Genomic DNA, 20,297 nt, shown 5'->3' with positions numbered 1-20,297 from the left:
CGCCGACTTTCCGGCTCTGCGATCATGGCACAGAACAACGGCCCGATGATCCGAACAGGCTCACTCGTTCGGGTGCAATCCCTGGAGCCCTTCCCCTCAACTCCCGTAACGGAGAGGGCGTTTCGCCACATAGGCCACCGAGCGATGTGGTGCAGGGAGGGAGAATGCGTGGCCCGTCATGCGTGAGAGGTTCCGCCTCCGGGCAGATTCCCGGTGACTTTGTCGGCTCGGCGGTGGGGGACCGTTATGGAGTCCGGTGATCGCTACGGCGTTGCGGGGTACGGGGCCGACGGGGCCGTGCCGCCTCCGCCTTCTCACGCGCCGTCCGTCGGGCCTCCGCCGCCCGGCGCGTCGTTGCGGGCGGCCGCGGCCGCGTTGCCCAACCTGACCGGGCTCGGGCTCGGTTACGCCCTCCTGGGGCGCTGGGGGCGGGCCGCGGTGTGCTGGGGGGCCACGGCGGTGCTGCTGTGGGTGGCGCTGCCCGCCGATCCGGACGGGGTGCCCGCGGGTGTGCTCGTCGGGTATCTGCTCGTCCTGATGCTCGCCGCCGTCGACGGGGGGCGGATCGCCCGGCGTACGGCGGTGGGCGGGGCGTGGCGGCCCGGGCTGGCGGTCGGGCTGGGCGTGGTGCTGCTGGCCGTGCCGGCGGGCGGGGCCGCGGTGTACGGCTCCGCGCGGGACGAGGCGCGGGAACAGATGCTGCTGGAGCGGCTGGAGGCCGGGGACGAGCGGGTCGCCACCGCCTCGCGGCAGCCGTTCGGAACGGCGAAGGGCGAGTACGGGAAAGCCCTCGACGTCTATCGCGCGCTCGGCGACGACCATCCCGGGTCCCGGGCCGCGAAGCTCGTCCCGGACCGGCTGAAGGCGTACTACGACGCCGTCTCCGCCCCGTACGCGAAGAAGTTGCACTGCGAGGCCGTCGCGCCGTTGACGTATCTGCGGACGCTGCCGGACTCGGTGGACAAGAAGCTGCTGGGTGACCTGGCCGCCTGGCCCGACACTCCGCTCGCCGAGTCGCTCTACGCGTGCGGCGTCTCGCGTCTGGGCGGGGCGGGGGGCGGCAGTGGCGGGGACGGCGGTGATGAACTGGGCGAGTTGTTGCGTACGTTTCCCGAATCCGCCTCCGCGCGCCGCGTCGCGCCCGCGATCGACGAGCGGATCAAGGACCAGGTCGCGGCGTTGAAGGGGGCCGAGCCGTGCACGGCCACCGAGGTGCTGCGCGGCCTCGGCGCCACCGCGTCGCGGCTTCCCGCCGACAGCGTGAAGACGTTGCGCGCCGACGCCGACAAGGGGGTCGTGGACGGGGTGTACGCCTGCGGGGTCGACCAGTTCGAGGACGAGAAGTTCGGTGCCGCGCGCACGACGCTGACCGATTTCGCACGGACGTACAAGAGCGACGGGCGGGCGCGGCAGGCGCGGAACATCGCGATAGCCGCGGAGATAGCCGACGACCGGTCGGCCGCGGGCAAGCGGCTGCCGCCGTCGAAGCGGCCCGGCGGGGCCCGCATGGAGCTGGTCATCAGCAATGACGCGCCGAACACGGTCGAGGTCCTCTACACCGGGCCCGTCACCGGCACCGTCACGCTGAAGGCGTGCGCGGGCTGCGAGCGGTACAGCGCCTCCGAAGGCCCGCGGCGGGCCTGCAAGGCGAGTAGCAGGAACTACCCGAAGGCCCGGCTCCACCTGCCCGCCGGGGAGTACCACTTCCTCTACAAGCACGGCACGGGCGCGACCGCCCGGGTGGACAGCTACTCCTCCGGGACGAAGGTCCAGCCGGGCTACACCTACACCAGTTGCACCTACGTCATCGAGCGGAGCCCGTTCGATCTGGACCTGCCGCTGCTCCCGGACCCGGTCCAGCCGGCGCTCAGCCCTTGGGGCGCGGGTTCGTCTCGATGACCCGGCCGTCCAGTCCGGCGGTGAGGAAGGCGCCGCCGTGCGAGTCGGAGACGTACACGCGCAGCACCGGGCGGTCGCCGTGGAAGGGCGAGGAGGGGTCCACGATCACGTAACTGCTCTCCGGGGCATCCACGTTGAGCGTCTTCTCCGCCGTCTTCAGCAGGGCGGGCAGCGCGTCCCAGTCCACGGAGTCCAGGTCGACCGTCGTGGACCCGGACATCAGGGTGCCGCCCATGTCGTCGTTCTTCGCCCGGCCGTCGCGGTAGCTGAAGCGGTCGTACAGCGCGGCGTTGGACTTCAGGGGCGCCTCGGCGGAGGCGTGTTCGCCGTAGAGCGTGAAGTCGGTGACCTTCGTTCCGCCCATGAGCGGCTTCAGCGCCTCGATCGCGGTCCGCGCCCCCTCCGGGGTCAGGAGGTTCGCCGCCGCCGGTACGTCCTTCTCGTCGGACGCGCCGGACGCCCCGGTGTCGTCGGAACCGTCGGCGACCGGGTCCGGCGCCGGGGCCGAGACCCGCGGTGCGCTCGCGCGGTCGCGCGGGCGGTCGTCGCTGTCGGAGCCCTTGGAGGAGAAGGCGCCGGTGGTCCAGAGGATGGTGCCCGCGATCACCACGGCCGAGACGACGGACGACGCGGCGCTGATCCGCCAGACCCGGCGCTCGGTGCGGCGGCCGCTCTCCCGCGAGGCGGTGCCGGAAACGGGGGGCGGGGTGCCGTAGCCCGTCGGGACGCGGTCCTCGGGAGCCGCGGATCCGCCGGCCCGGGCAGGTGCCGGACGCTCTCGGTCGGCCACCGGTGACCCGAAGGGCGCGTGGGACGCGGGCCCTGGCCCCGGGCGGGGCGGCGGTGTGGCGGCCGACTGCGTGGGCGCGGCGTGTACGGGCCCGGGGTGCGCGGAGGCGGGCCGTTCCCTTACGGGCTCCGTGGGCGTCGGGGGCGCGCCACCGACGCCCCGGGCGGCCTCGGCGAGCATCCGGTCGAGGGTTTCCGCGTCCGGGCGGGCCGGGATGTCCCGGGTGAGGAGCGCGCTCAGCACCGGAGCGAGGGCCCCGGCCCGTACCGGTGGCGGGATCTCCTCGTCGAGCACGGCGGCCAGCGTGGCAAGGGTGGTGGCCCGGCGCAGCGGGTGGCGGCCCTCGACGGCCACGTACAGCATCATGCCGAGCGACCAGAGGTCGGAGGACGGGTCGCCCTCGGTGCCCCGGATGCGCTCGGGGGCTATGTAGTCGGGCGAGCCGATGAGGGCGCCCGTCATGGTCAGGCTGGTCGACTCGCGGATGGCGGCGATGCCGAAGTCCGTGAGGACGGGGCGGCCGTCGGGTCGCAGCAGGACGTTGGCGGGCTTGACGTCCCGGTGCTGGATCCCGGCCGCGTGGGCGGCGCGGAGGGCGGAGAGGATGCCGCGCCCCAGCCCGGCGGCGTCGGCGGGCTCCATGGGGCCGGTGGAGAGCCGGTCGTGCAGGGAGGAGCCGGCCACCAGCTCCATCACGATCCACGGGTAGCCGTCCTCGCCGGGGTCCACGATGTGGTGGACGGTGACCACGTTGGGGTGGTCGACCCGGGCCAGGGCGCGGGCCTCACGGAGCACCCGGGCGCGCAGGGTGCGGGCGCCCTCGGGGTCGTACTCCGCGAGCGCCGGGTCCGGGGGCCGCACCTCCTTGAGCGCGACATCGCGGTGGAGCGCCTCGTCGCGGGCCCGCCAGACCATGCCCATGCCGCCGCTGCCGAGCCGCTCGACCAACGTGAAACGGCCGTCGATCACCCGCCCCGAGGGGACCTCTTCGCTCATGGGCCGTAGCGTACGGGGGGCGTCGGACAGCGGGGAGCAGGGGCGGGGGCCGGCAACCCCGGTCAGGCCGAGGCGCGTTTGCGGGACGATGCCGTCTTCTTCGTCCCGGTGCCGCTCGACGAGGTCTTCTTCGCCGCCGTCTTCGTCGCCGTCTTCTTCGCGGTCGACCGGCTTCCGGTGGACTTCGTCGCCGACGTGGACTTCTTCGTCGCCGACGTGGACTTCTTGGCGCCGGTGGACTTGGGGGTGGACCTCTTCGTTGCCGGGGAGCTCTTCTTCGTTGTCCGCGTGGACGGCTTCCCCGACGCCGACGACTTTCCGGACGTCTTCTTGATGGGGTGCACGGCGGCCATCTCGCCCTCGTCCGCCGCCCCGGCCCCCTCCTCGCCCCGGGACTTCTTCGCCGCCCGCACGCTGTTCTCCAGGGCCGCGATCAGGTCGATGACCTTGCCGCCGCCGGCATCCCCGGACTCGGCCGGGCGCACGGTCTCGCCGGCCGCCTTCGCCGCGATGAGCTCCTCCACCGCCTCCCGGTAGTCGTCGTGGAGGCTGTCCATGTCGACCTCGCCGAGGGTGTCCATCAGGGCGTCCGCCAGGTCGAGTTCGGCGTCGCGCACCGTGACGTCGCCGTCCGGCGCGACGCCCCCGGGGGCGCGGATCTCGTCGGGCCAGAGCAGTCCGTGCATGGCGATCACGTCGTCCACCACGCGGAGCATGCCGAGCCGTTCGCGGCCGCGCAGGGCGTACTTGGCGACGGCGACCTTGTTGCTGCGCTTGAGGGCCTCGCGGAGCAGGGTGTACGGCTTGGCGGCGGGTACGCCGTTGGCGGAGAGGTAGTACGCCGCGTCCATCTGGAGCGGGTCGATTTGGTCCGCGGGCACGAAGGCGACGATCTCGATGGTCTTCGCGGTGGGCAGCGGGAGCTGGGCGAGATCCTCGTCGGTGATCGGGATCATCGTGCCGTCGGCGTCCTCGTACGCCTTGCCGATCTCGCCGCCGGAGACCTCTTCCTCGTCCAGTTCACAGACTTTGCGATACCGGATCCGGCCACCGTCGGGGAGGTGGATCTGGCGGAAGTGGATCGAGTGGTTCTCGGTGGCGTTGACCAGCTTGATCGGGATGCTGACCAGCCCGAAGGAGATCGCGCCGTTCCATATGGACCTCACCGTTCACCCCTTGTCGACCGTGCAGGACTCTGTGGTGAATAAGGATGCTTTGGCCTGATTTCGTGTGACTCTTATCGTATGACGCCGAACACCGAGGTGGAGGGGCGACGGATCTCGCTCAGCAATCTCGACAAGGTCCTGTATCCCGCCACGGGAACGACCAAGGGCGAGGTGCTGCACTACTACGCGGCCACCGTGGGCAGCGTGATCCTGCCCCAGCTGGCCGAGCGTCCCGTGTCCTTCCTGCGGTATCCGGACGGGCCGGGCGGCCAGCTCTTCTTCACCAAGAATCCGCCACCCGGTACACCCGCCTGGGTGGAGACCACCCCGGTCCCCCGGAGCGAGGACCAGGGCGCCCGGCAGGTGGTCGTGCGCGATCTGGCCTCGTTGATGTGGGCGGCGAACCTGGTGGTGGAGTTCCACACCCCGCAGTGGCGCACGGGCGCCCCGGGGATCGCCGACCGCATGGTCTTCGACCTGGACCCCGGCTCCCCCGCGACCGTCGTGGAGTGCTGCGCGGTGGCGCTCTGGCTGCGGGAGCGGCTCGCGGGCGACGGGCTGGCGGCGTACGGGAAGACGTCCGGGTCCAAGGGGATGCATCTGCTGGTTCCGCTGGAGCCCACGCCGTCCGGGGAGGTGTCCGCGTACGCGAAGCGGCTCGCCGTGGAGGCGGAGGAGGCCCTGCCGGCGCTCGCGCTGCACCGGATGAAGCGCGCCCTGCGGCCGGGCAAGGTGTTCGTCGACTTCAGCCAGAACTCCGCGTCGAAGACGACCGCCACGCCCTACACCCTGCGCGCCCGGCCCGAGCCCACCGTCTCGGCCCCCGTCACCTGGGACGAGATCGCGGGGTGCCGGGAGGCCGGGGCCCTGGTGTTCCGCGCCGCGGACATGGCCGCCCGGCTGGACCTGCACGGCGATCTGCTCGCCCCGCTGAACGACCCGGAACAGGCTCGTCCGCTGCCCGCATGACACCCCGCGGGCCCAGGGAAGAGCCGACAGCTCACAGGGACCTCACAGCCGGATCGTCTTGACCCGGTCATGACCTGGTTACGGGCGCGAGGAAAGGCCACAAGTGGCGGGTGGATTGTCGGAGCCGTGGTGCACACTCTGCGCAGGCGCTTTCTGCGGGGCGCGCCGGGAGGGGTGTGACGGGCCGGCGGCGCCATGCGGTGCGCCGGTCCGGACGCTGTCGTGATCGTGGGGAGGGGATGGCGTGTTCTCGGGGATCGACGAGGTCGACTGGGCCTCGATGGAGCATGCCTACGGGCCGGCCGACGACGTACCGGAGCTGCTGCGGGGGCTCGCCTCCGCCGATCCGGCGGAGCGGGAGGCCGCGCTCGACGGCATGTACGGGGCGGTGCACCACCAGGGCGATGTGTACGCGTGCACGCTCGCGTGCATCCCGTTCCTGTTCGAGCTGGTCGTGGACCCGGGGGTGCAGGACCGGGGCGGCATCGTCGAACTGCTCACCAGCATCGGGGGCTTCGACCTCGACGAGGACGACGAGGCGGAGATCGACGAGGACGAGATCGAGGGCGTTGCGAACTACGCGATGGCGGCGGCCGCGGTCACCGCGGGCGCCGGTGTGTTCTTCGAGCTGATCGCCGACGAGGACCCCGGGGTGCGGCTCGCGGCCCCGCTGGCGCTCGCCACGCTGCACCGGCATCCGGTGCGGGTGCTCGCGCTGCTGCGGGAGCGGTTGCCGGTGGAGCCCGAGGAGGAGGTGCGGCTCGCCCTGGTGGAGGCGGCCGGGCGGGTCGCCCTGCGGCACCGGCCGCTGGCGGAGCGGGTCGGGAAGTGGCTGGGCCACCTGGCGTCCCGGGCCGACTCCCCGGGGCTGCGGCTCGCGGCGCTGGCCCAGCTGGCGCGCTGCTCGCCCGACGGGCTGCCCGGCGATGTCGTGCCGGTGGTCTCGGGGCTGCTGCGCGAGATGCGTTCGGTACCGGAGGAGTCCGGCGACCGGGATGAGCACACCGCTCCGGGAGCGGGCGCCACCCTGGGGACCACGCAGGGGGCGGACACCATCCCGGGGGCGGGCACCATCCCGGGAGCAGGTGCCACCCCGGGGGCGGGCGCCATCCCGGGGACGGGCACCGCCCCGGGAGCCGACACGATCCCGGAATCGAGCGCCTCTCCCGGAGGGGCCGCCACGCGGGCAGGGGCCGAGCCGGACCCCGACCGGGCCCCGGACGCCGACCCGACGCCGACCACGGAGCCGGTGGGCCCCCAGCCGCTGGAGCCGAGCGAGCGGGCGGGCTCCGAGTCGGTGCAGCCCGTGGAGCCGGTGCTGCCCGTGGACCCCGAGCCCGTGGCTTCGGCGGAGACCGGGCGGGGCGAGCACGTCGTGACGCCGACGCTCGTGGGGCAGTTGCGCTCGCTCTCCGCCCAGGAGAACGCCGGGCGCGGCGCCCCCTGGGCGGCGGATCTGCTGCGCACCCTGCACGTCGGCCTCGACGACCGGGTGGGCGACCGCACCGCCCTGCTCGCCGACCAGTTGCGCAGCCCCGACCGCCGCCAGCGCATCGACGCGGTGCGGATGAGCGGCGGGCTCATACGGGCCTGGCGCGGCCCCTACGAGCAGTTGGTGGCGCTCGTCGGCGAGCAGTTGTCCGACCCCGAGCCCCGGCTGGCCGAGGCCGCGTCCCATGTGCTGGAGGAGCTGTTCGGGCTCGCCGCGCCCGCCGCGGACGCCCTGGCCGCCCGGCTGGCCGCCGATCCCGGGAGCTGGGTGAAGACGTGGGCCAGTGGTCCGCCCGGGCTCTGCTCCACCGTGAAGGCCCTGGCGCGGCTCGGCGACGCCCGTGCGGTGCCCGCGCTCGCGGCGGCCCTGGAGCTGCCGCAGGTGGCGCACGACGTGGGGTTCGCGGTGGGCCACCTCGGCGCGGTGGCCCGGCCGCTCGCCGGGACGCTGCGGCGCAGGCTCGCGGAGGTGGAGCTCGACGAGGGGGCCTACGACCGGGCGAGCCCGCTGCTGGCCGGGCTGACCGCGCTGAAGGCGGGTGAGGCGGCCCCCGAGGTGCTGCGGGTGCTGCGCGGGGCGCCGGAGTACCGGGGCGAGTGGCTGCGTACGGCGGCGCTGCGGGCGCTCGGTGCGTTCGGGCCCGCCGCACGGGAGGCCGTCCCCGAGCTGCGGGCGCTGGTCCGCCGACCGGGGACGGCGTCCGCGACAGAGGCGGCCGAGGCCCTGTGGGCGGTCTCCGGGGACGCCGACGCGGTGCTGCCGGCGCTGATCGAGGGCCTCCAGTCGGACCAGGTGCACGACCGGCGGGCGGCGGCGGTGGCGCTGGGGACCCTCGGGCCGCGCGCCGCGGTGGTCGCGCCCCGGCTGCGCGGGCTGCTGGCGCACGAGGAGCTGTGGCTGCGGGTGGAGGCGGCGATCGCCCTGTGGGAGGTGTCCGGCCGGACGCGGGAGACCGTCGCGGCGCTGCTCGCCGCCTGGGAGCAGAACCGCCATGTCCGGGTCCGGGTGGCAGAATGCCTGGCACGGATGGGGCCGATTCCGGAGGGGTCGGCCGCAGCGCACGTCCTGCGGAGCGAACTGGTCTCCGTACGCCGCCACAACGCGATGGACGGCGGGTACGGCAGTCATGACATCCACGAGGACGAAAAGCTCCTGGCGCTGTGCCGGCAGGCACTGCGGGGGACGGGGAAAGGAAGCACGTCATGATCATTTTCGGTACCAAGGGCTATCTCCACCAACTGGCCGTCCTGACGATGGTGTGCGGCTGGTGCGGCAATCCGGCGGCGCACACCCTGCGCAAGCGGGTCACGAAGTTCACGCTGTTCTTCGTGCCGCTGTTCCCGTTCTCGACGAAGTACGCCACGCAGTGCACGTTCTGCGGCGGGGAGCGGCAGATACCCAAGGAGGAGGCGGACCAGCTGCTCGCCCAGGCCGCGGCCGGGCAGGACGGCAACGCCTACGGCCAGGCCCCGCAGCAGCCCGGCGTCACGCCTCCCGGGCAGAACCCGTACCAGCGCTGACCCGGCCCTGCCCCGAGCGCCGGCCCTGCGGCGACCGTAGGGCCGCGCACCGTCACGCAGTGGTGCGAACCGGGCATTGCGCGCGGCTGTCCGATTAGGGTGTGAAGCCTCTGTCGTCGAGGAGGAGGCGAGCCGTGCGCCCGCACCGCGCCCCGGCGGCGACCCGCACCGCGGTGTGCGCCGTCGCCGCGCTCGCCCTGCTGTCCGCCTGCGGCGCGGCGGGTGGGCTGAAGAGCGCGGGGGACGCGCCGTCGGCCGTCGAGCCCAAGGCCCTGTGGCCGGAGCTGCCGCCCGCCTCCTCCGCCCCGTACGACTACGGGGAGGGCGAGACCGCGCGGATCCCGGGGATCCGGGTCGCCGGCGGTGATGTGCGGCGGCTGGATCCGGTGGCGGTGGCGCAGGCCGGCCTGAAGGCGAAGACGGACCGGGACAGCGGCCTGGACGAGCTGCCGGACGGCACGGTGCGGCAGATCAAGGCGTGCCGGACCGCCCCGGACGACTGCCCGGTCCTCCCGCCGTACTACCGCGATCTGACCGGTGACGGCAGGGACGAACTGGTGCTCGGCATCCGCATGCCCGACCGGCAGCTCGCCGTGCGCGTCTTCATGCCCGACGGGGGCGGGCTGACCCGGATCATGTCGACGTACGACGCCGTGATCAGCGTGGAGCTGGCGGGCCGGGACCTGATCATGCGGGCCCCCTCGGTGATCCCGGGGTACGAGTACCGCACCGCGTGGTCCTGGGACGACCGGCAGCGGGCGATGCTGCCGACCCGGGACGAGATCCTGCGGACGCCCGAGCACCGGAAGGCCCCGAGGCCGAAGCCCACGCCGACGGGCACACCGGCCCCGTCCGCCGACGCCGCCTCAGGCCCGGGGGCGTCGACGCCCTCCGACTCCGCCACGGAGACGCGATGAGGCGTCGGCGCCGGTTCCGCTCGCTCTCCTGGACCGCGAGCCTCACCTGGAAGTCCGCGGTCTTCCTGACCGTCATGTGCTGCACCCTGGCCGCCCTCCTGGGCGTCCTGGTACACACCGCGGTCACCCGGCAGACCGTCGAGCACGCCCGTGAGAAGGCGCTGGCCCGGCTGGAAGTGGTCACCGACGCGTACGAGGCCGGGGAGCCGCTGCCCCGGGGATCCGGGATCGACCCGCCCGGCCTGCCCGGCCCGCTGCGCGCCCTCGCGGCCGGTGGCGAGCGGGGCACGGTGGTCGCGGACGGGCCGCACCGGCCGGGCGACCCGGACGGCCAGGGCGGTCCCGCGATGTGGGCGGCGGGCCCGGCGGACGGGCGGGCGCTGGCCACCTGGACGGACTACAGCCACAGCGCCCGGACCATCGGCGGCCTCGACCGGGCGATCACCGGCTCCTCGCTGCTGGCCATCGCCGCCACGCTGCTCGTCGGGCTGTTCGCCGTCGGCCGGGTGACCCGCCGGCTCCACCAGAGCGCCCGGGTGGCCCGCCGGATCAGCGCGGGCGACCTCGACGCCCGGGTCGGCGACCCGCGTACGGCGCGCCCGGTCCGAGCCCAGGACGAGGTGGCGATCGTGGCGGGCGCTCTCGACACGATGGCCTCGACCCTTCAGCGCAAGCTCCAGACCGAGCAGCGGTTCACCGCCGATGTGGCACACGAGCTGCGTACCCCGCTGACCGGCCTGTGGGCCGCCGCCGAACTGCTGCCGCCGGGCCGGCCGGCGGAGCTGGTGCGCGACCGGGTGCGGGCGATGCGGGCACTGACGGAGGACCTGCTGGAGATCTCCCGCCTCGACGCCCGCACCGAACAGGTCGACCTGGCCGTGCACGATCTCGCGCCGATCGCGGAGCGGGTCGTCCGGGCGTCGGGCACCGACACCGAGGTACGGGTGAGCGGCGCCGCCCGGGTGGAGACCGACCGGCGGCGGCTGGAGCGGGTGATCGGCAACCTGGTGGCCAACGCCCACCGGCACGGGGCCCCTCCGGTGGTGCTGAGCGTGGACGGGGCGGTGGTCTCCGTGACGGACCACGGGCCAGGGTTCCCCGCGTATCTGCTGGACGGCGGGCCGCAGCGGTTCCGTACCGACGGCGCGGGCAAGGGGCACGGCCTCGGGCTGACCATCGCGCTCGGCCAGGCCCAGGTCGTCGGCGCCCGGCTGGACTTCGGCAGTGCGCCGGACGGCGGGGCGCTCGCCCGGTTGACCCTGCCGGAGTACGTGCGGCTCGACGACGGTGATTCCGACGGGAATCCCGGTGGGGACAGGGCTCGGCGGGGCCCGGACGACCCGGACGGCCCAACGGGGAAGGACCCTCACGCATCGTGACGCGTTGCAGACCGTGAGTGGCGATTCTAGCGTGACGATCACGAGCCCAGCTCGTGTCCCCCACGTTCCGCTTTCCTCATCGCATGGAGGCAGCATGTCCCCCCTGTCCCGCCGCTCGCGGCTCCGCCGGCTCGGTCTCTGCGTGGCCACCGGTACGCTCGCGGCGCTCACGGCCGCCGCTCCCGCCGCCATGGCGGCCGACCCCCAGCCCGTCGGCCAGCGCGCGGAGGCCAGCGCTCCGGACCCGACGTCCGACGAGCTCTCCGCCTCGGCGCTGCAGCGCGAGCACGAGGCGCAGCAGAAGGAGGCGCAGCAGCAGGGTCAGGCGCGACCCCAGGCGCCCAAGCGGACCTACAAGGGACGGGTCATCGCCAAGCCGTACCTGCTGCTCCGCGACAAGCCGACCCGCAGCAGCCGCATCGTCGGCTCGGTCGAGTACGGCTCGGTCGTCCACATCTTCTGCAAGACGCAGGGCGACAACGTCGACGGCAACAACCGCTGGTACCTGCTGACCGACGGCACCTGGGCCTGGGGTTCGGCCCGCTACATCGAGAACATCGGCGCCGCGCCGAAGTGGTGCTGACCTCGCGTCACCCGCACAACGCACCTGCGCCCGCCCGTGGAGCCCGGCCCCTGTCGCCGCGCGCCCCACGGGCGGGCGCAGGAGCGAAGGGGCTCCGAAATCGGCAAAGGTGTGACATAAGGGAAATACCGCCCACCTCTTGCTACGTTGCGGAGCATGACCGCAACGACGGCGGACGCTCCCCCGCCCGAGCTCCGCCTGCCCAAGCGGCGCGGGGTGGAGCTCGCCCTCCTCGTCGGGGGCGTCCTGATCTCCGTCTTCGGCTATGCGGCGGTCGGGCTCACCCACGACGGAGCCGTGCCGCCGGACGTCGCCGGATACGGTGCCGGGCTCGGCGCGCTCGCGCTGCTCGCCCATGTCGCGGTCCGCTTCCGGGCCCCGTACGCCGATCCGCTGCTGCTGCCGATCGCCGTCCTGCTCAACGGCCTTGGCCTGGTGCTGATCTACCGGCTCGACCTGGAGACGCCGAGGGACCAGGCCGCACCCACCCAGCTCGTCTGGTCCACGCTCGGCGTCGCGCTGTTCACCGCCGTGGTGGTGCTCCTGCGCGACCACCGGGTGCTCCAGCGGTACGCGTATCTCTCGGTGGCCGCGGCGCTGGTGCTGCTGATCGTGCCGATCTTCTTCCCGGCGGTGAACGGGGCGAAGATCTGGATCCGGATCGGCGGACTCTCCTTCCAGCCCGGGGAGTTCGCCAAGATCCTGCTGGCGGTGTTCTTCGCCGCCTATCTGGCCGCCAACCGCAACGCGCTCGCCTACACCGGCCGCAAGGTGTGGAAGCTGCAACTGCCCGCGGGCCGGGTGCTCGGGCCGATCGTGGCGATCTGGCTGCTGAGCGTCGGCGTGCTGGTGCTGGAGCGCGACCTCGGCACCTCGCTGCTGTTCTTCGGGCTGTTCGTCATCATGCTGTACGTGGCGACGGGCCGGACCGGCTGGATCGCGGTCGGGCTGCTCCTGGCGGCCGTGGGGGCGTTCGTCGTCGGCTCCTTCGAACCGCACGTCCACAGCCGGGTGCAGGACTGGCTGGATCCGTTCGCCTCGATCGACGCGGGGCGGGGGCCGGGCCAGCTCGCCCAGTCGCTGTTCGCGTTCGCGGCGGGCGGGATGCTCGGGGCGGGGCTCGGTGCCGGGAACTCCATCCTGATCGGCTTCGCCGCCAAGTCCGACTTCATCCTCGCGACCGCGGGCGAGGAGCTGGGCCTGTGCGGGCTGACCGCGATCTTCCTGCTCTACGCGCTGCTCGTGGCGCGTGGTTACCGGGCCGGGCTCGCCCTGCGCGACCCGTTCGGGCGGCTGCTCGCCATCGGTCTCGCCTCGATCCTGGCGCTCCAGGTGTTCGTGATCGCTGGCGGGGTGATGGGGCTGATCCCGCTGACCGGGATGGCGATGCCGTTCCTCGCGCAGGGCGGCTCGTCCGTCGTCACCAACTGGATCATCGTGGCGCTGCTGATCCGGCTCAGCGACGTCGCGCGCCGGCCCCGTCCGGAGCTGGTGGAGACCGGGGTCGTCGCGGCGGCCGAGGAGGAGGAGAACCGGTGATCCGCTACATCCGGCGGGCCGCCGCCTTCTGTCTGCTGCTGCTCGTGGCGCTGCTCGTCAACGCGGCGCGCGTCCAGCTCTTCGAGGCCGACGAGCTGGACGACAACCCGGCCAACCGCCGTGGCGCCATCGTCCGTTACGACCAACCGCGCGGGAACATCCTGGTCGGCGGCCGGCCCGTGACCGGCAGCAAGGAGACCGGCGAACAGCTCAGCTTCGAGCGCACCTATCTGCACGGCCCGCTGTACGCGCCGGTGACCGGATACGCCTCGCAGACGTACGGCACCACGCTGCTCGAGAACGCCGAGGACGCGGTGCTGTCCGGTACGGACTCGCTGCTGGCGCCGCTGCCCTTCTGGAACGAGTTCACCCGGGGCCGGCAGCCGGGCGGCGATGTCGTCACCACGATCAGGGCGTCGATGCAGCAGGCCGCGTACGAGGGGCTGCGCGGGCGGCGGGGCGCGGTGGCGGCCCTGGATCCCTCTACGGGCGCGGTCCTGGCCCTGGTGTCGACGCCGTCGTACGACCCCGAGCGGCTGTCCGGGACCGGGGCGGCGGTGACCGGCGCGTGGTCCCGGCTGAACGCCTCCACGAGCATGCCGATGCTCAACCGGGCCATCCGGCAGACCTATCCGCCGGGCTCCACGTTCAAGATCGTGACGGCGGCGGCGGCCCTGGACACCGGGGCGGTGACGGACGCCGACGCGGCCACGGACACCCCGTCGCCGTACGTCCTGCCGGGGACGCGGACGACCCTGCCGAACGAGGCGAGGGGGTGTGAGAACGCGTCGCTGGCGGACGCGATCCGGGTCTCCTGCAACACGGTGATGGCCCATCTGGGGGTAGAGGTCGGGCTCGACGGGATGGTGGAGACGGCAAAGAAGTTCGGCTTCAACGACTCCGGGCTGCGCATTCCGTCCGGGGTGGCGAGGAGCAACTTCGACACGGACATGAGCGAGGACCAGCTGGCCCTGTCCTCGATCGGGCAGTTCAACACGACGGCGACCCCGCTCCAGATGGCGATGGTCGCCTCGGCGGTGGCCAACGGCGGGGACCTGCGACGCCCGCACCTGGTGGACCGGGTGACCACGAACACCGGGGACACGGTCCGGCAGGAGGGGTCGCAGTCGTACGAGCGGCCGATGAACCCGGCGACGGCCGTGCAGCTCCAGCGGATGATGGTCGAGGTGGTGGAGAACGGCACCGGGTCGAACGCGGCGATCGACGGAGCCCGGGTCGGCGGCAAGACCGGCACCGCCCAGCACGGCGTCGACAACTCCGGTCTGCCGTACGCCTGGTTCATCTCCTGGGCCCAGGCCGCCGACTCGGGCCGCCCCGCCGTCGCGGTGGCGGTGGTGGTGGAGGACGCCGCCGCCGACCGGGCCGACATCAGCGGCGGCGGCAGCGCGGCCCCCATCGCCCGGGCCGTGATGGAGGCGGCGTTGGCGGAGCAGGAGTAGTCCGGGCGGCCGGCCGGGGGCCCGCACCGCCAGACTGGCCGGATGACACCTACGACCTCCGCGGTGGCGCGGGCCCTGGAGCGGATCGAGCAGCTGGACCCGGCGCTGCACGCGTTCATCGAGGTCTGGCCGGACGAGGCGCTCGCCCGGGAGCGGGAGGCCGTGGCGCGGCGACTCCCCCTGGGCGGGCTGCCGTTCGCGGTGAAGGGCCCCTCCGGCATCCGCTCGTACGCGGCCCGCCGACTGATCGCGGCAGGCGGGGTCCCGGTGGGCGCGACCTCGGTGCCCGGGCCCGGGACCGTCTGGCAGACCTGGGGGCAGGGCGCGCACGGCCGTACGGTCAACCCGTGGCGGGCGGACCGTACTCCGGGCGGCTCCTCGGCCGGGTCGGCGGTCGCGGTGGCGGCCGGGATGGCGGAGGCGGCGACGGGCAGCGACGGGGCCGGCTCGGTCCGCATCCCGGCCGCCTGGTGCGGGGTGTTCGGGCTGAAGACGACGAACGGGCTCCTCCCCTCCCCCGACCGGACCGGGCTGGCTTCGGCCGGGGTGTTCGCCCGGTCGGCGGCGGCAGCGGAGCCGTATCTGCGCCAGGTGCTGGGCGGTGGCGGCGCACCGGACGACGCCCCGGCCCGGCTGCCGACGCCTCTCCCCCTCCCCCTGCCCGCCGTGTACAGCGAGGGCCTCGGGTTCGCGGCGGTGGACCCAGGGGTGGCGGCCGTCGTCCGGGCGGCCGTGGACCGGCTCGTCGCAGCGGGGACCGTGCGCCTGCTGGACCGCGACGCCGGGTTGCTCGACCCGGCGGGCGCCTGGACGGCGGTACGGGGCGGAGCGCCGGACGCCCCGGAGGCGGTGCGGGTGCGGCGGACGAACGACGAGCGGCTGGAGGCGCTGCTCCTGGGCGGGGCCCTGCTGCTGACCCCGGCCACTCCGAACCGGCCGCACGGCCACCAGGGCCCGGGCTCCCGCTACTCCACGGCGCTCACCTGGGCGTTCAACCTGAGCGGGCATCCGGCGGCGAGCCTGCCCGCCGGTTTCACCGGGGACGGCTGCCCGGTGGGGCTCCAGGTGGTGGCACCGCGCGGCGCGGACCCGGGGCTGCTCGCCGCGGCCCGCGCGATGGAGGACGCCCTGCCCGCCGCGCCTCCGCCGCCGCTGCCGGGAGGCCGCTGACCGGCGGTCAGCCGATCGGCCGCCGGATCTCCTCGCGGATCTTGGCCGTCTCCTCCGCGACCGCCGCCAGGTCGATGGACTTCGGGTCCTTGAGCAGCGTCTCCGGGCGGATCACCCCGATCATGGCGGCGGTGTTGTCGTCGCCCCAGGCGCACATGGGGATGTTGACGAGGCCGCCGGACTCCTTCGACTGCACGACCTGGCACTCGACCGTGATGGCGTGCCCCTCGGGCCGGAACTCCCTGGGGCGCACGACGAGCGTCGCGCCGTCGGCCTCCGCCGCCCCCTCCATGATCTTGCCGCGCATGAAGTCGGGGCTGGCCAGCCGCCCGTACATCCCCGAGAGCACCAACGCGCCACCCTTGGCAGAGGTGTAGTGCGCGACGACCGCCTCGGCATCCCGGATGCTGGCGTCGGGGGTCTTCTCGATCTCCTCGCCCTCGGTCTTCGAGAGGTCCTGCTCCAGGCTGAACTCGCCGTCCAGGAGCTTCTTCTGCACGACGAGTTCGTACTCCGCCTTCGGGTACACCAGGTCGGCGCCCTTGTCGGCGAGCTGGGTGACGCCGAAGACGATCCCGCCCGCGGCCAGGACCGCGCCGACCGCGATCCCGACGATCAGCCCGGTCCGCTTGCGGCGCGGGGGCCGCGGGCCCTGGGGCGGCCAGCCGCCGCCCGTGCCCGCAGGTCCTGGCTGCCCCCAGCCGCCCTGCTGGGGCGGGGGCTGCTGCGGATAGCCGTAGGGCTGCTGGTGCGGCACGGCTCCCGGCGCGACCGGCGGCGGGCCGCCGTACGGGTTCTGCGGGTGCGGCGGCCCGTACGGGCTCTGCGGCGGATGCGGCGGGGTGGTCATGCGCTCACGGTACGACAGGTTTGCGAACGGAATTTCGATGCGGCCGATTTCGGTATCAGGTCGAGAGGAACGCCCCGTGCGACAGGGGCCATGCCCCCGCGAGGCGGTTCGGCCGTCCCGGTCTCAGGCCGCCGCGCCGCCTTCCTCGATCGCCTCCGCGACCTCCGCCACCCGGGCCCCCTCCTCGGCGGCGAAGCGGTCCCGGTCAAGCTGCTCGGCTATCTCCTCGTCCTGGGACATCAGCAGGTCGAGGCTGGAGTCGCCGAGTTCGAGGACGCCCATGTCGACGTACGCCTTCTGGAGGCGCGGGCCCCACAGGCCGATGTCCTTGACGCACGGGACGATGCGGCTGAAGAGCAGCTTCCGGAAGAGCTGGAGGTACTCCGAGTGTTCCGAGAGGTCCTTCGCCTCCTGCTTGCCGATGCCGAAGTTCTCCAGGACCTCGACCCCGCTGAGCCGGTCCCGCATCAGGTAGCAGCCCTCGATGACGAACTCCTCTCGCTCGCGCAGTTCGGCGTCGCTCAGCTGCTTGTAGTAGTCGCGCAGCGCCATCCGCCCGAAGGCGACGTGCCGGGCCTCGTCCTGCATGACGTACGCGAGGATCTGCTTGGGCAGCGGCTTGGTCGTCGTGTCGCGGATCATCCCGAAGGCGGCCAGCGCCAGGCCCTCGATCAGGACCTGCATGCCGAGGTAGGGCATGTCCCAGCGGGAGTCGCGCAGGGTGTCGCCCAGCAGCCCCTGGAGGTTGTCGTTGACCGGGTAGAGCATGCCGATCTTCTCGTGCAGGAAGCGGCCGTAGATCTCGGCGTGCCGGGCCTCGTCCATGGTCTGGGTGGCGGAGTAGAACTTGGCGTCGAGGTCGGGGACGGACTCCACGATGCGCGCCGCACAGACCATCGCGCCCTGCTCGCCGTGGAGGAACTGGCTGAACTGCCAGGAGGTGTAGTGCTTGCGCAGCTCGCCCCGGTCCTTCTCCGTCATCTTCGCCCAGTGCGGGGTGCCGTACAGGGTGAGCGCCTCGTCGGGGGTGCCGAGCGGGTCGGTGGGGTCGACCTCCAGGGACCAGTCGATGCGCTTGTTGCCGTCCCACTGCTTGTCCTTTCCCTTCTGGTAGAGGGCGAGGAGGCGTTCGCGGCCGTCGTCGTAGTCCCAGCTGAACCGGGCGGCTCCGGTGGCGGGGACCTGCCAGATCGGTTCGGCGGGCGGGGTGGTGTAGAGCTCATGAGTGGACACGGACGGCTCCTTCGCTCGGACAGCGGGACGTGAACGACAAGTTCCGTGACGTCGTGGGCAGTTGAGCGCTCGCTTCAGCCGCCTCCCCGGCAGGTTCACACGTTGGTAGACAACGGGTCAACAAGTCGGACGGAACCGTGTGCAAGGGATTGACGGCCTTGCTGACGAGCAGTCTCATAAGGGGTGACCGTCGGTAACTCCTGTTTCCGGTGACTCCGGTCACCGGTCCCCCTCTGTGAGGTGCTCCCGCCATGACGACCGTCACCGCTCGCGATGCGACCGTGCTCCGCGACGCGCTCGGGCCGCTCCGCGACCGCGAGCAGATCGCCCTGCGGCTGCTCGAATCCTCGGCCAAGCACTCCTTCGACCCCGACACCGAACTCGACTGGGACGCGGCCGTCGAGGACGGCAAGTGGTTCTGGCCGCCGGAGCTGCTCTCGCTGTACGGGACCCCGATGTGGGACCGCATGTCCGAGGAGCAGCGGCTCGACCTCTCGCGCCACGAGACGGCGGCCCTGGCCTCGCTCGGCATCTGGTTCGAGATCATCCTGATGCAGCTGCTGGTCCGGCACGTCTACGACAAGCCCGTCACCAGCAACCACGTCCGCTACGCGCTCACGGAGATAGCCGACGAGTGCCGGCACTCGATGATGTTCGGCCGCATGATCGACTGGGGCGGGGCCCCGACGTATCCGGTGCCGCGCGTCTACCACAACCTCGCGCGGGTCCTGAAGACCGTCTCCACCACCCCCGGTTCGTTCGCCGCGACGCTGCTCGGCGAGGAGATCCTCGACTGGATGCAGCGGCTCACCTTCCCGGACGAGCGGGTGCAGACCCTGGTGCGCGGGGTGACCCGGATCCATGTCATCGAGGAGGCACGGCACGTCCGGTACGCCCGGGAGGAGCTGCGCCGCCAGATGGTGACCGCCCCGCGCTGGGAGCGGGAGCTGACCAAGGTCAGCTGCGGCGAGGCGGCCCGGGTCTTCTCCGTCTGCTTCGTGAACCCGCAGGTGTACGAGAACGTCGGCCTGGACCGCCGGGAGGCCGTCGCCCAGGTGAAGGCGAACGGCCACCGCGCCGAGGTCATGCAGTCCGGCGCGAAACGGCTCACCGACTTCTTCGACGACATCGGGCTGCTGAACGGCGTCGGCCGCCGACTGTGGCGAAGCTCCGGTCTGCTGGCCTGAGGTGTACCGGCCGACAGCGTCTAGGCTCGGTGGCATGACGTCCACCGCCGCAGTCCCGCCGCCCCGGGCGACGTACCGGAGGCTCAGCGTCGAGGAGCGCCGCGCCCAGCTGCTGCTCGCCGCGCTCGGCCTCTTCGCCCACCGGGCGCCCGACGAGGTGTCGCTCGACGAGGTGGCGGTGGCGGCCGGCGTGTCCCGGCCGCTCGTCTACCGCTACTTCCCGGGCGGCCGGCAGCAGTTGTACGAGGCCGCTCTCGGCTCGGCGGCCGACGAGCTGACGCTGTGCTTCACCGAGCCGCCGGCGGGCCCGCCGACCGAGCGGGTCGCCCGGGTGCTGGACCGCTATCTGCGCTTCGTCGACGAGCACGACACCGGGTTCAGCGCCCTGCTGCGCGGCGGCAGCGTCGTGGAGACCTCCCGTACGACGACGATCGTGGACGGGGTGCGCCGGGCGGCGGCCGACGAGATCCTGCGTCACCTCGGGCGGATGGGCGGGGCCGGGGAGCAGCCCGCCGGACCGAGGCTGCGGATGATGGTGCGCAGTTGGATCGCGGCCGTCGAGGCGGCCTCGCTGATGTGGCTGGACGACGGGAAGCGGCCGGCCGCGGCCGAGCTGCGCGGCTGGCTGGTCGACCACCTCATCGCCCTGCTCGCCGCGACCGCCGCCACCGATCCGGAGACCGCCGCGGTGGTGAACGACCTGCTGGCCCTGGAGACCTCCGAGGGACCGGCCGGACAGCTGGCGGAACGGGTGATTCCCATCGTCGCGGAGGCGGCGCACCTGCTCCCCGCGCCCCCTGCGTCAGACTGACCGGGTGAAGAGCGAGAACACCCCTTTCCGCGGCGGCCCCCTGGACGGCCGGGTCCTGCCGGTCCTGCTGGGCCCGACCGGCCATCCGCCGAAGTGGTACGAGGTCCCGGTGCCCTCCCCCGACGGCGGCCCCGCCACGGTGTACGCCTACCAGCGGGTCCCGGCCGGCTACACCAGGCGGCTCGGGCTCCAGCGCGGCTGGGTGTACGAGTACGCCCCCGGCGGCCGTGAGCACCGCACGCTCAAGTGGCCCTGGTCCAAGCCGCCGCGCGGCGACTGACCCCGCGACCGGGCGGCGGCCGGGGCCGCCCCTTCGGGATACAGGCCCCGACGCAG

17 protein-coding genes are annotated in these 20,297 nt (G+C 73.3%); 13 read left to right on the top strand and 4 right to left on the bottom strand.

The features are described 5' to 3' along the window. Window positions 1-246: 246 nt before the first annotated feature. Complete coding sequence (locus RNL97_RS23015) at window positions 247-1,899, top strand: hypothetical protein (protein ID WP_243315148.1); 1,653 nt, start codon at window positions 247-249, stop codon at window positions 1,897-1,899. Here RNL97_RS23015 and RNL97_RS23010 read toward each other — a convergent pair. Next, window positions 1,868-3,685, bottom strand: coding sequence for a serine/threonine-protein kinase (locus RNL97_RS23010; protein ID WP_030579718.1), 1,818 nt, complete (start codon window positions 3,683-3,685; stop codon window positions 1,868-1,870). The genes RNL97_RS23015 and RNL97_RS23010 overlap by 32 nt on opposite strands. Window positions 3,686-3,747: 62 nt before the next feature. Next, the gene (gene ku, locus RNL97_RS23005) at window positions 3,748-4,851 is read right to left on the bottom strand and encodes a non-homologous end joining protein Ku (protein ID WP_243315146.1); all 1,104 of its coding nucleotides are present in this window, start codon (window positions 4,849-4,851) and stop codon (window positions 3,748-3,750) included. Between the two features lie 78 nt (window positions 4,852-4,929). Here ku and ligD point away from each other — a divergent pair, with 78 nt between their 5' ends. The 9 genes from ligD to RNL97_RS22960 all read left to right on the top strand — a co-directional run bounded on the left by ligD (window position 4,930) and on the right by RNL97_RS22960 (window position 15,880). After that, the gene (gene ligD, locus RNL97_RS23000) at window positions 4,930-5,820 is read left to right on the top strand and encodes a non-homologous end-joining DNA ligase (RefSeq protein ID WP_243315143.1); all 891 of its coding nucleotides are present in this window, start codon (window positions 4,930-4,932) and stop codon (window positions 5,818-5,820) included. A gap of 244 nt (window positions 5,821-6,064) precedes the next feature. Continuing rightward, entirely contained in the window at window positions 6,065-8,518 is a 2,454-nt protein-coding gene (locus tag RNL97_RS22995) for a PBS lyase (protein WP_313751137.1), read from the top strand. Beyond that, the gene (locus RNL97_RS22990) at window positions 8,515-8,832 is read left to right on the top strand and encodes a zinc ribbon domain-containing protein (RefSeq protein ID WP_030579706.1); all 318 of its coding nucleotides are present in this window, start codon (window positions 8,515-8,517) and stop codon (window positions 8,830-8,832) included. The genes RNL97_RS22995 and RNL97_RS22990 overlap by 4 nt, the downstream gene beginning before the upstream one ends. 134 nt (window positions 8,833-8,966) lie before the next feature. Beyond that, a complete protein-coding gene (locus tag RNL97_RS22985) occupies window positions 8,967-9,749 on the top strand; it encodes a hypothetical protein (RefSeq protein ID WP_243315141.1) in 783 nt (260 codons plus the stop codon). Beyond that, window positions 9,746-11,128, top strand: coding sequence for a HAMP domain-containing sensor histidine kinase (locus RNL97_RS22980; RefSeq protein WP_313751136.1), 1,383 nt, complete (start codon window positions 9,746-9,748; stop codon window positions 11,126-11,128). The genes RNL97_RS22985 and RNL97_RS22980 overlap by 4 nt, the downstream gene beginning before the upstream one ends. 94 nt (window positions 11,129-11,222) lie before the next feature. Next, window positions 11,223-11,711, top strand: coding sequence for an SH3 domain-containing protein (locus RNL97_RS22975; RefSeq protein WP_030579697.1), 489 nt, complete (start codon window positions 11,223-11,225; stop codon window positions 11,709-11,711). Window positions 11,712-11,867: 156 nt separating this feature from the next. Beyond that, the gene (locus RNL97_RS22970; protein ID WP_243315138.1) at window positions 11,868-13,250 is read left to right on the top strand and encodes an FtsW/RodA/SpoVE family cell cycle protein; all 1,383 of its coding nucleotides are present in this window, start codon (window positions 11,868-11,870) and stop codon (window positions 13,248-13,250) included. Next, on the top strand, window positions 13,247-14,710 hold the full coding sequence (locus tag RNL97_RS22965; RefSeq protein ID WP_030579692.1) for a peptidoglycan D,D-transpeptidase FtsI family protein: 1,464 nt from the start codon (window positions 13,247-13,249) through the stop codon (window positions 14,708-14,710). The genes RNL97_RS22970 and RNL97_RS22965 overlap by 4 nt, the downstream gene beginning before the upstream one ends. Window positions 14,711-14,752: 42 nt before the next feature. Then, a complete protein-coding gene (locus RNL97_RS22960; RefSeq protein ID WP_313751135.1) occupies window positions 14,753-15,880 on the top strand; it encodes an amidase family protein in 1,128 nt (375 codons plus the stop codon). Window positions 15,881-15,887: 7 nt separating this feature from the next. On the opposite strand, the gene RNL97_RS22955 is transcribed toward RNL97_RS22960, so the two are convergent. Both RNL97_RS22955 and RNL97_RS22950 read right to left on the bottom strand, forming a co-directional pair. After that, window positions 15,888-16,730 (bottom strand): hypothetical protein, encoded by an 843-nt coding sequence (locus RNL97_RS22955; RefSeq protein ID WP_313751134.1) that lies wholly within the window; start codon window positions 16,728-16,730, stop codon window positions 15,888-15,890. Window positions 16,731-16,853: 123 nt separating this feature from the next. After that, window positions 16,854-17,963 (bottom strand): ferritin-like domain-containing protein, encoded by a 1,110-nt coding sequence (locus tag RNL97_RS22950; RefSeq protein ID WP_030579684.1) that lies wholly within the window; start codon window positions 17,961-17,963, stop codon window positions 16,854-16,856. Between the two features lie 251 nt (window positions 17,964-18,214). Between RNL97_RS22950 and RNL97_RS22945 the strand changes: the two genes are divergently transcribed. Genes RNL97_RS22945 through RNL97_RS22935 form a run of 3 tightly spaced genes read left to right on the top strand, consistent with a single transcriptional unit; the run spans window position 18,215 to window position 20,241 of the window. Beyond that, on the top strand, window positions 18,215-19,150 hold the full coding sequence (locus RNL97_RS22945) for an AurF N-oxygenase family protein (RefSeq protein ID WP_313751133.1): 936 nt from the start codon (window positions 18,215-18,217) through the stop codon (window positions 19,148-19,150). Between the two features lie 34 nt (window positions 19,151-19,184). After that, window positions 19,185-19,961 carry a TetR/AcrR family transcriptional regulator gene (locus tag RNL97_RS22940; protein WP_030579676.1) on the top strand — a complete coding sequence of 259 codons (777 nt, stop codon included), beginning with the start codon at window positions 19,185-19,187 and terminating at the stop codon, window positions 19,959-19,961. 4 nt (window positions 19,962-19,965) lie between these two features. Continuing rightward, a complete protein-coding gene (locus tag RNL97_RS22935; protein ID WP_030579673.1) occupies window positions 19,966-20,241 on the top strand; it encodes a hypothetical protein in 276 nt (91 codons plus the stop codon). Window positions 20,242-20,297: the final 56 nt, after the last annotated feature.

The organism is Streptomyces parvus (assembly GCF_032121415.1).
GTDB classification, from domain to species: Bacteria; Actinomycetota; Actinomycetes; order Streptomycetales; family Streptomycetaceae; genus Streptomyces; species Streptomyces globisporus_A.
This window is presented reverse-complemented; position numbering and strand designations above follow the sequence as displayed.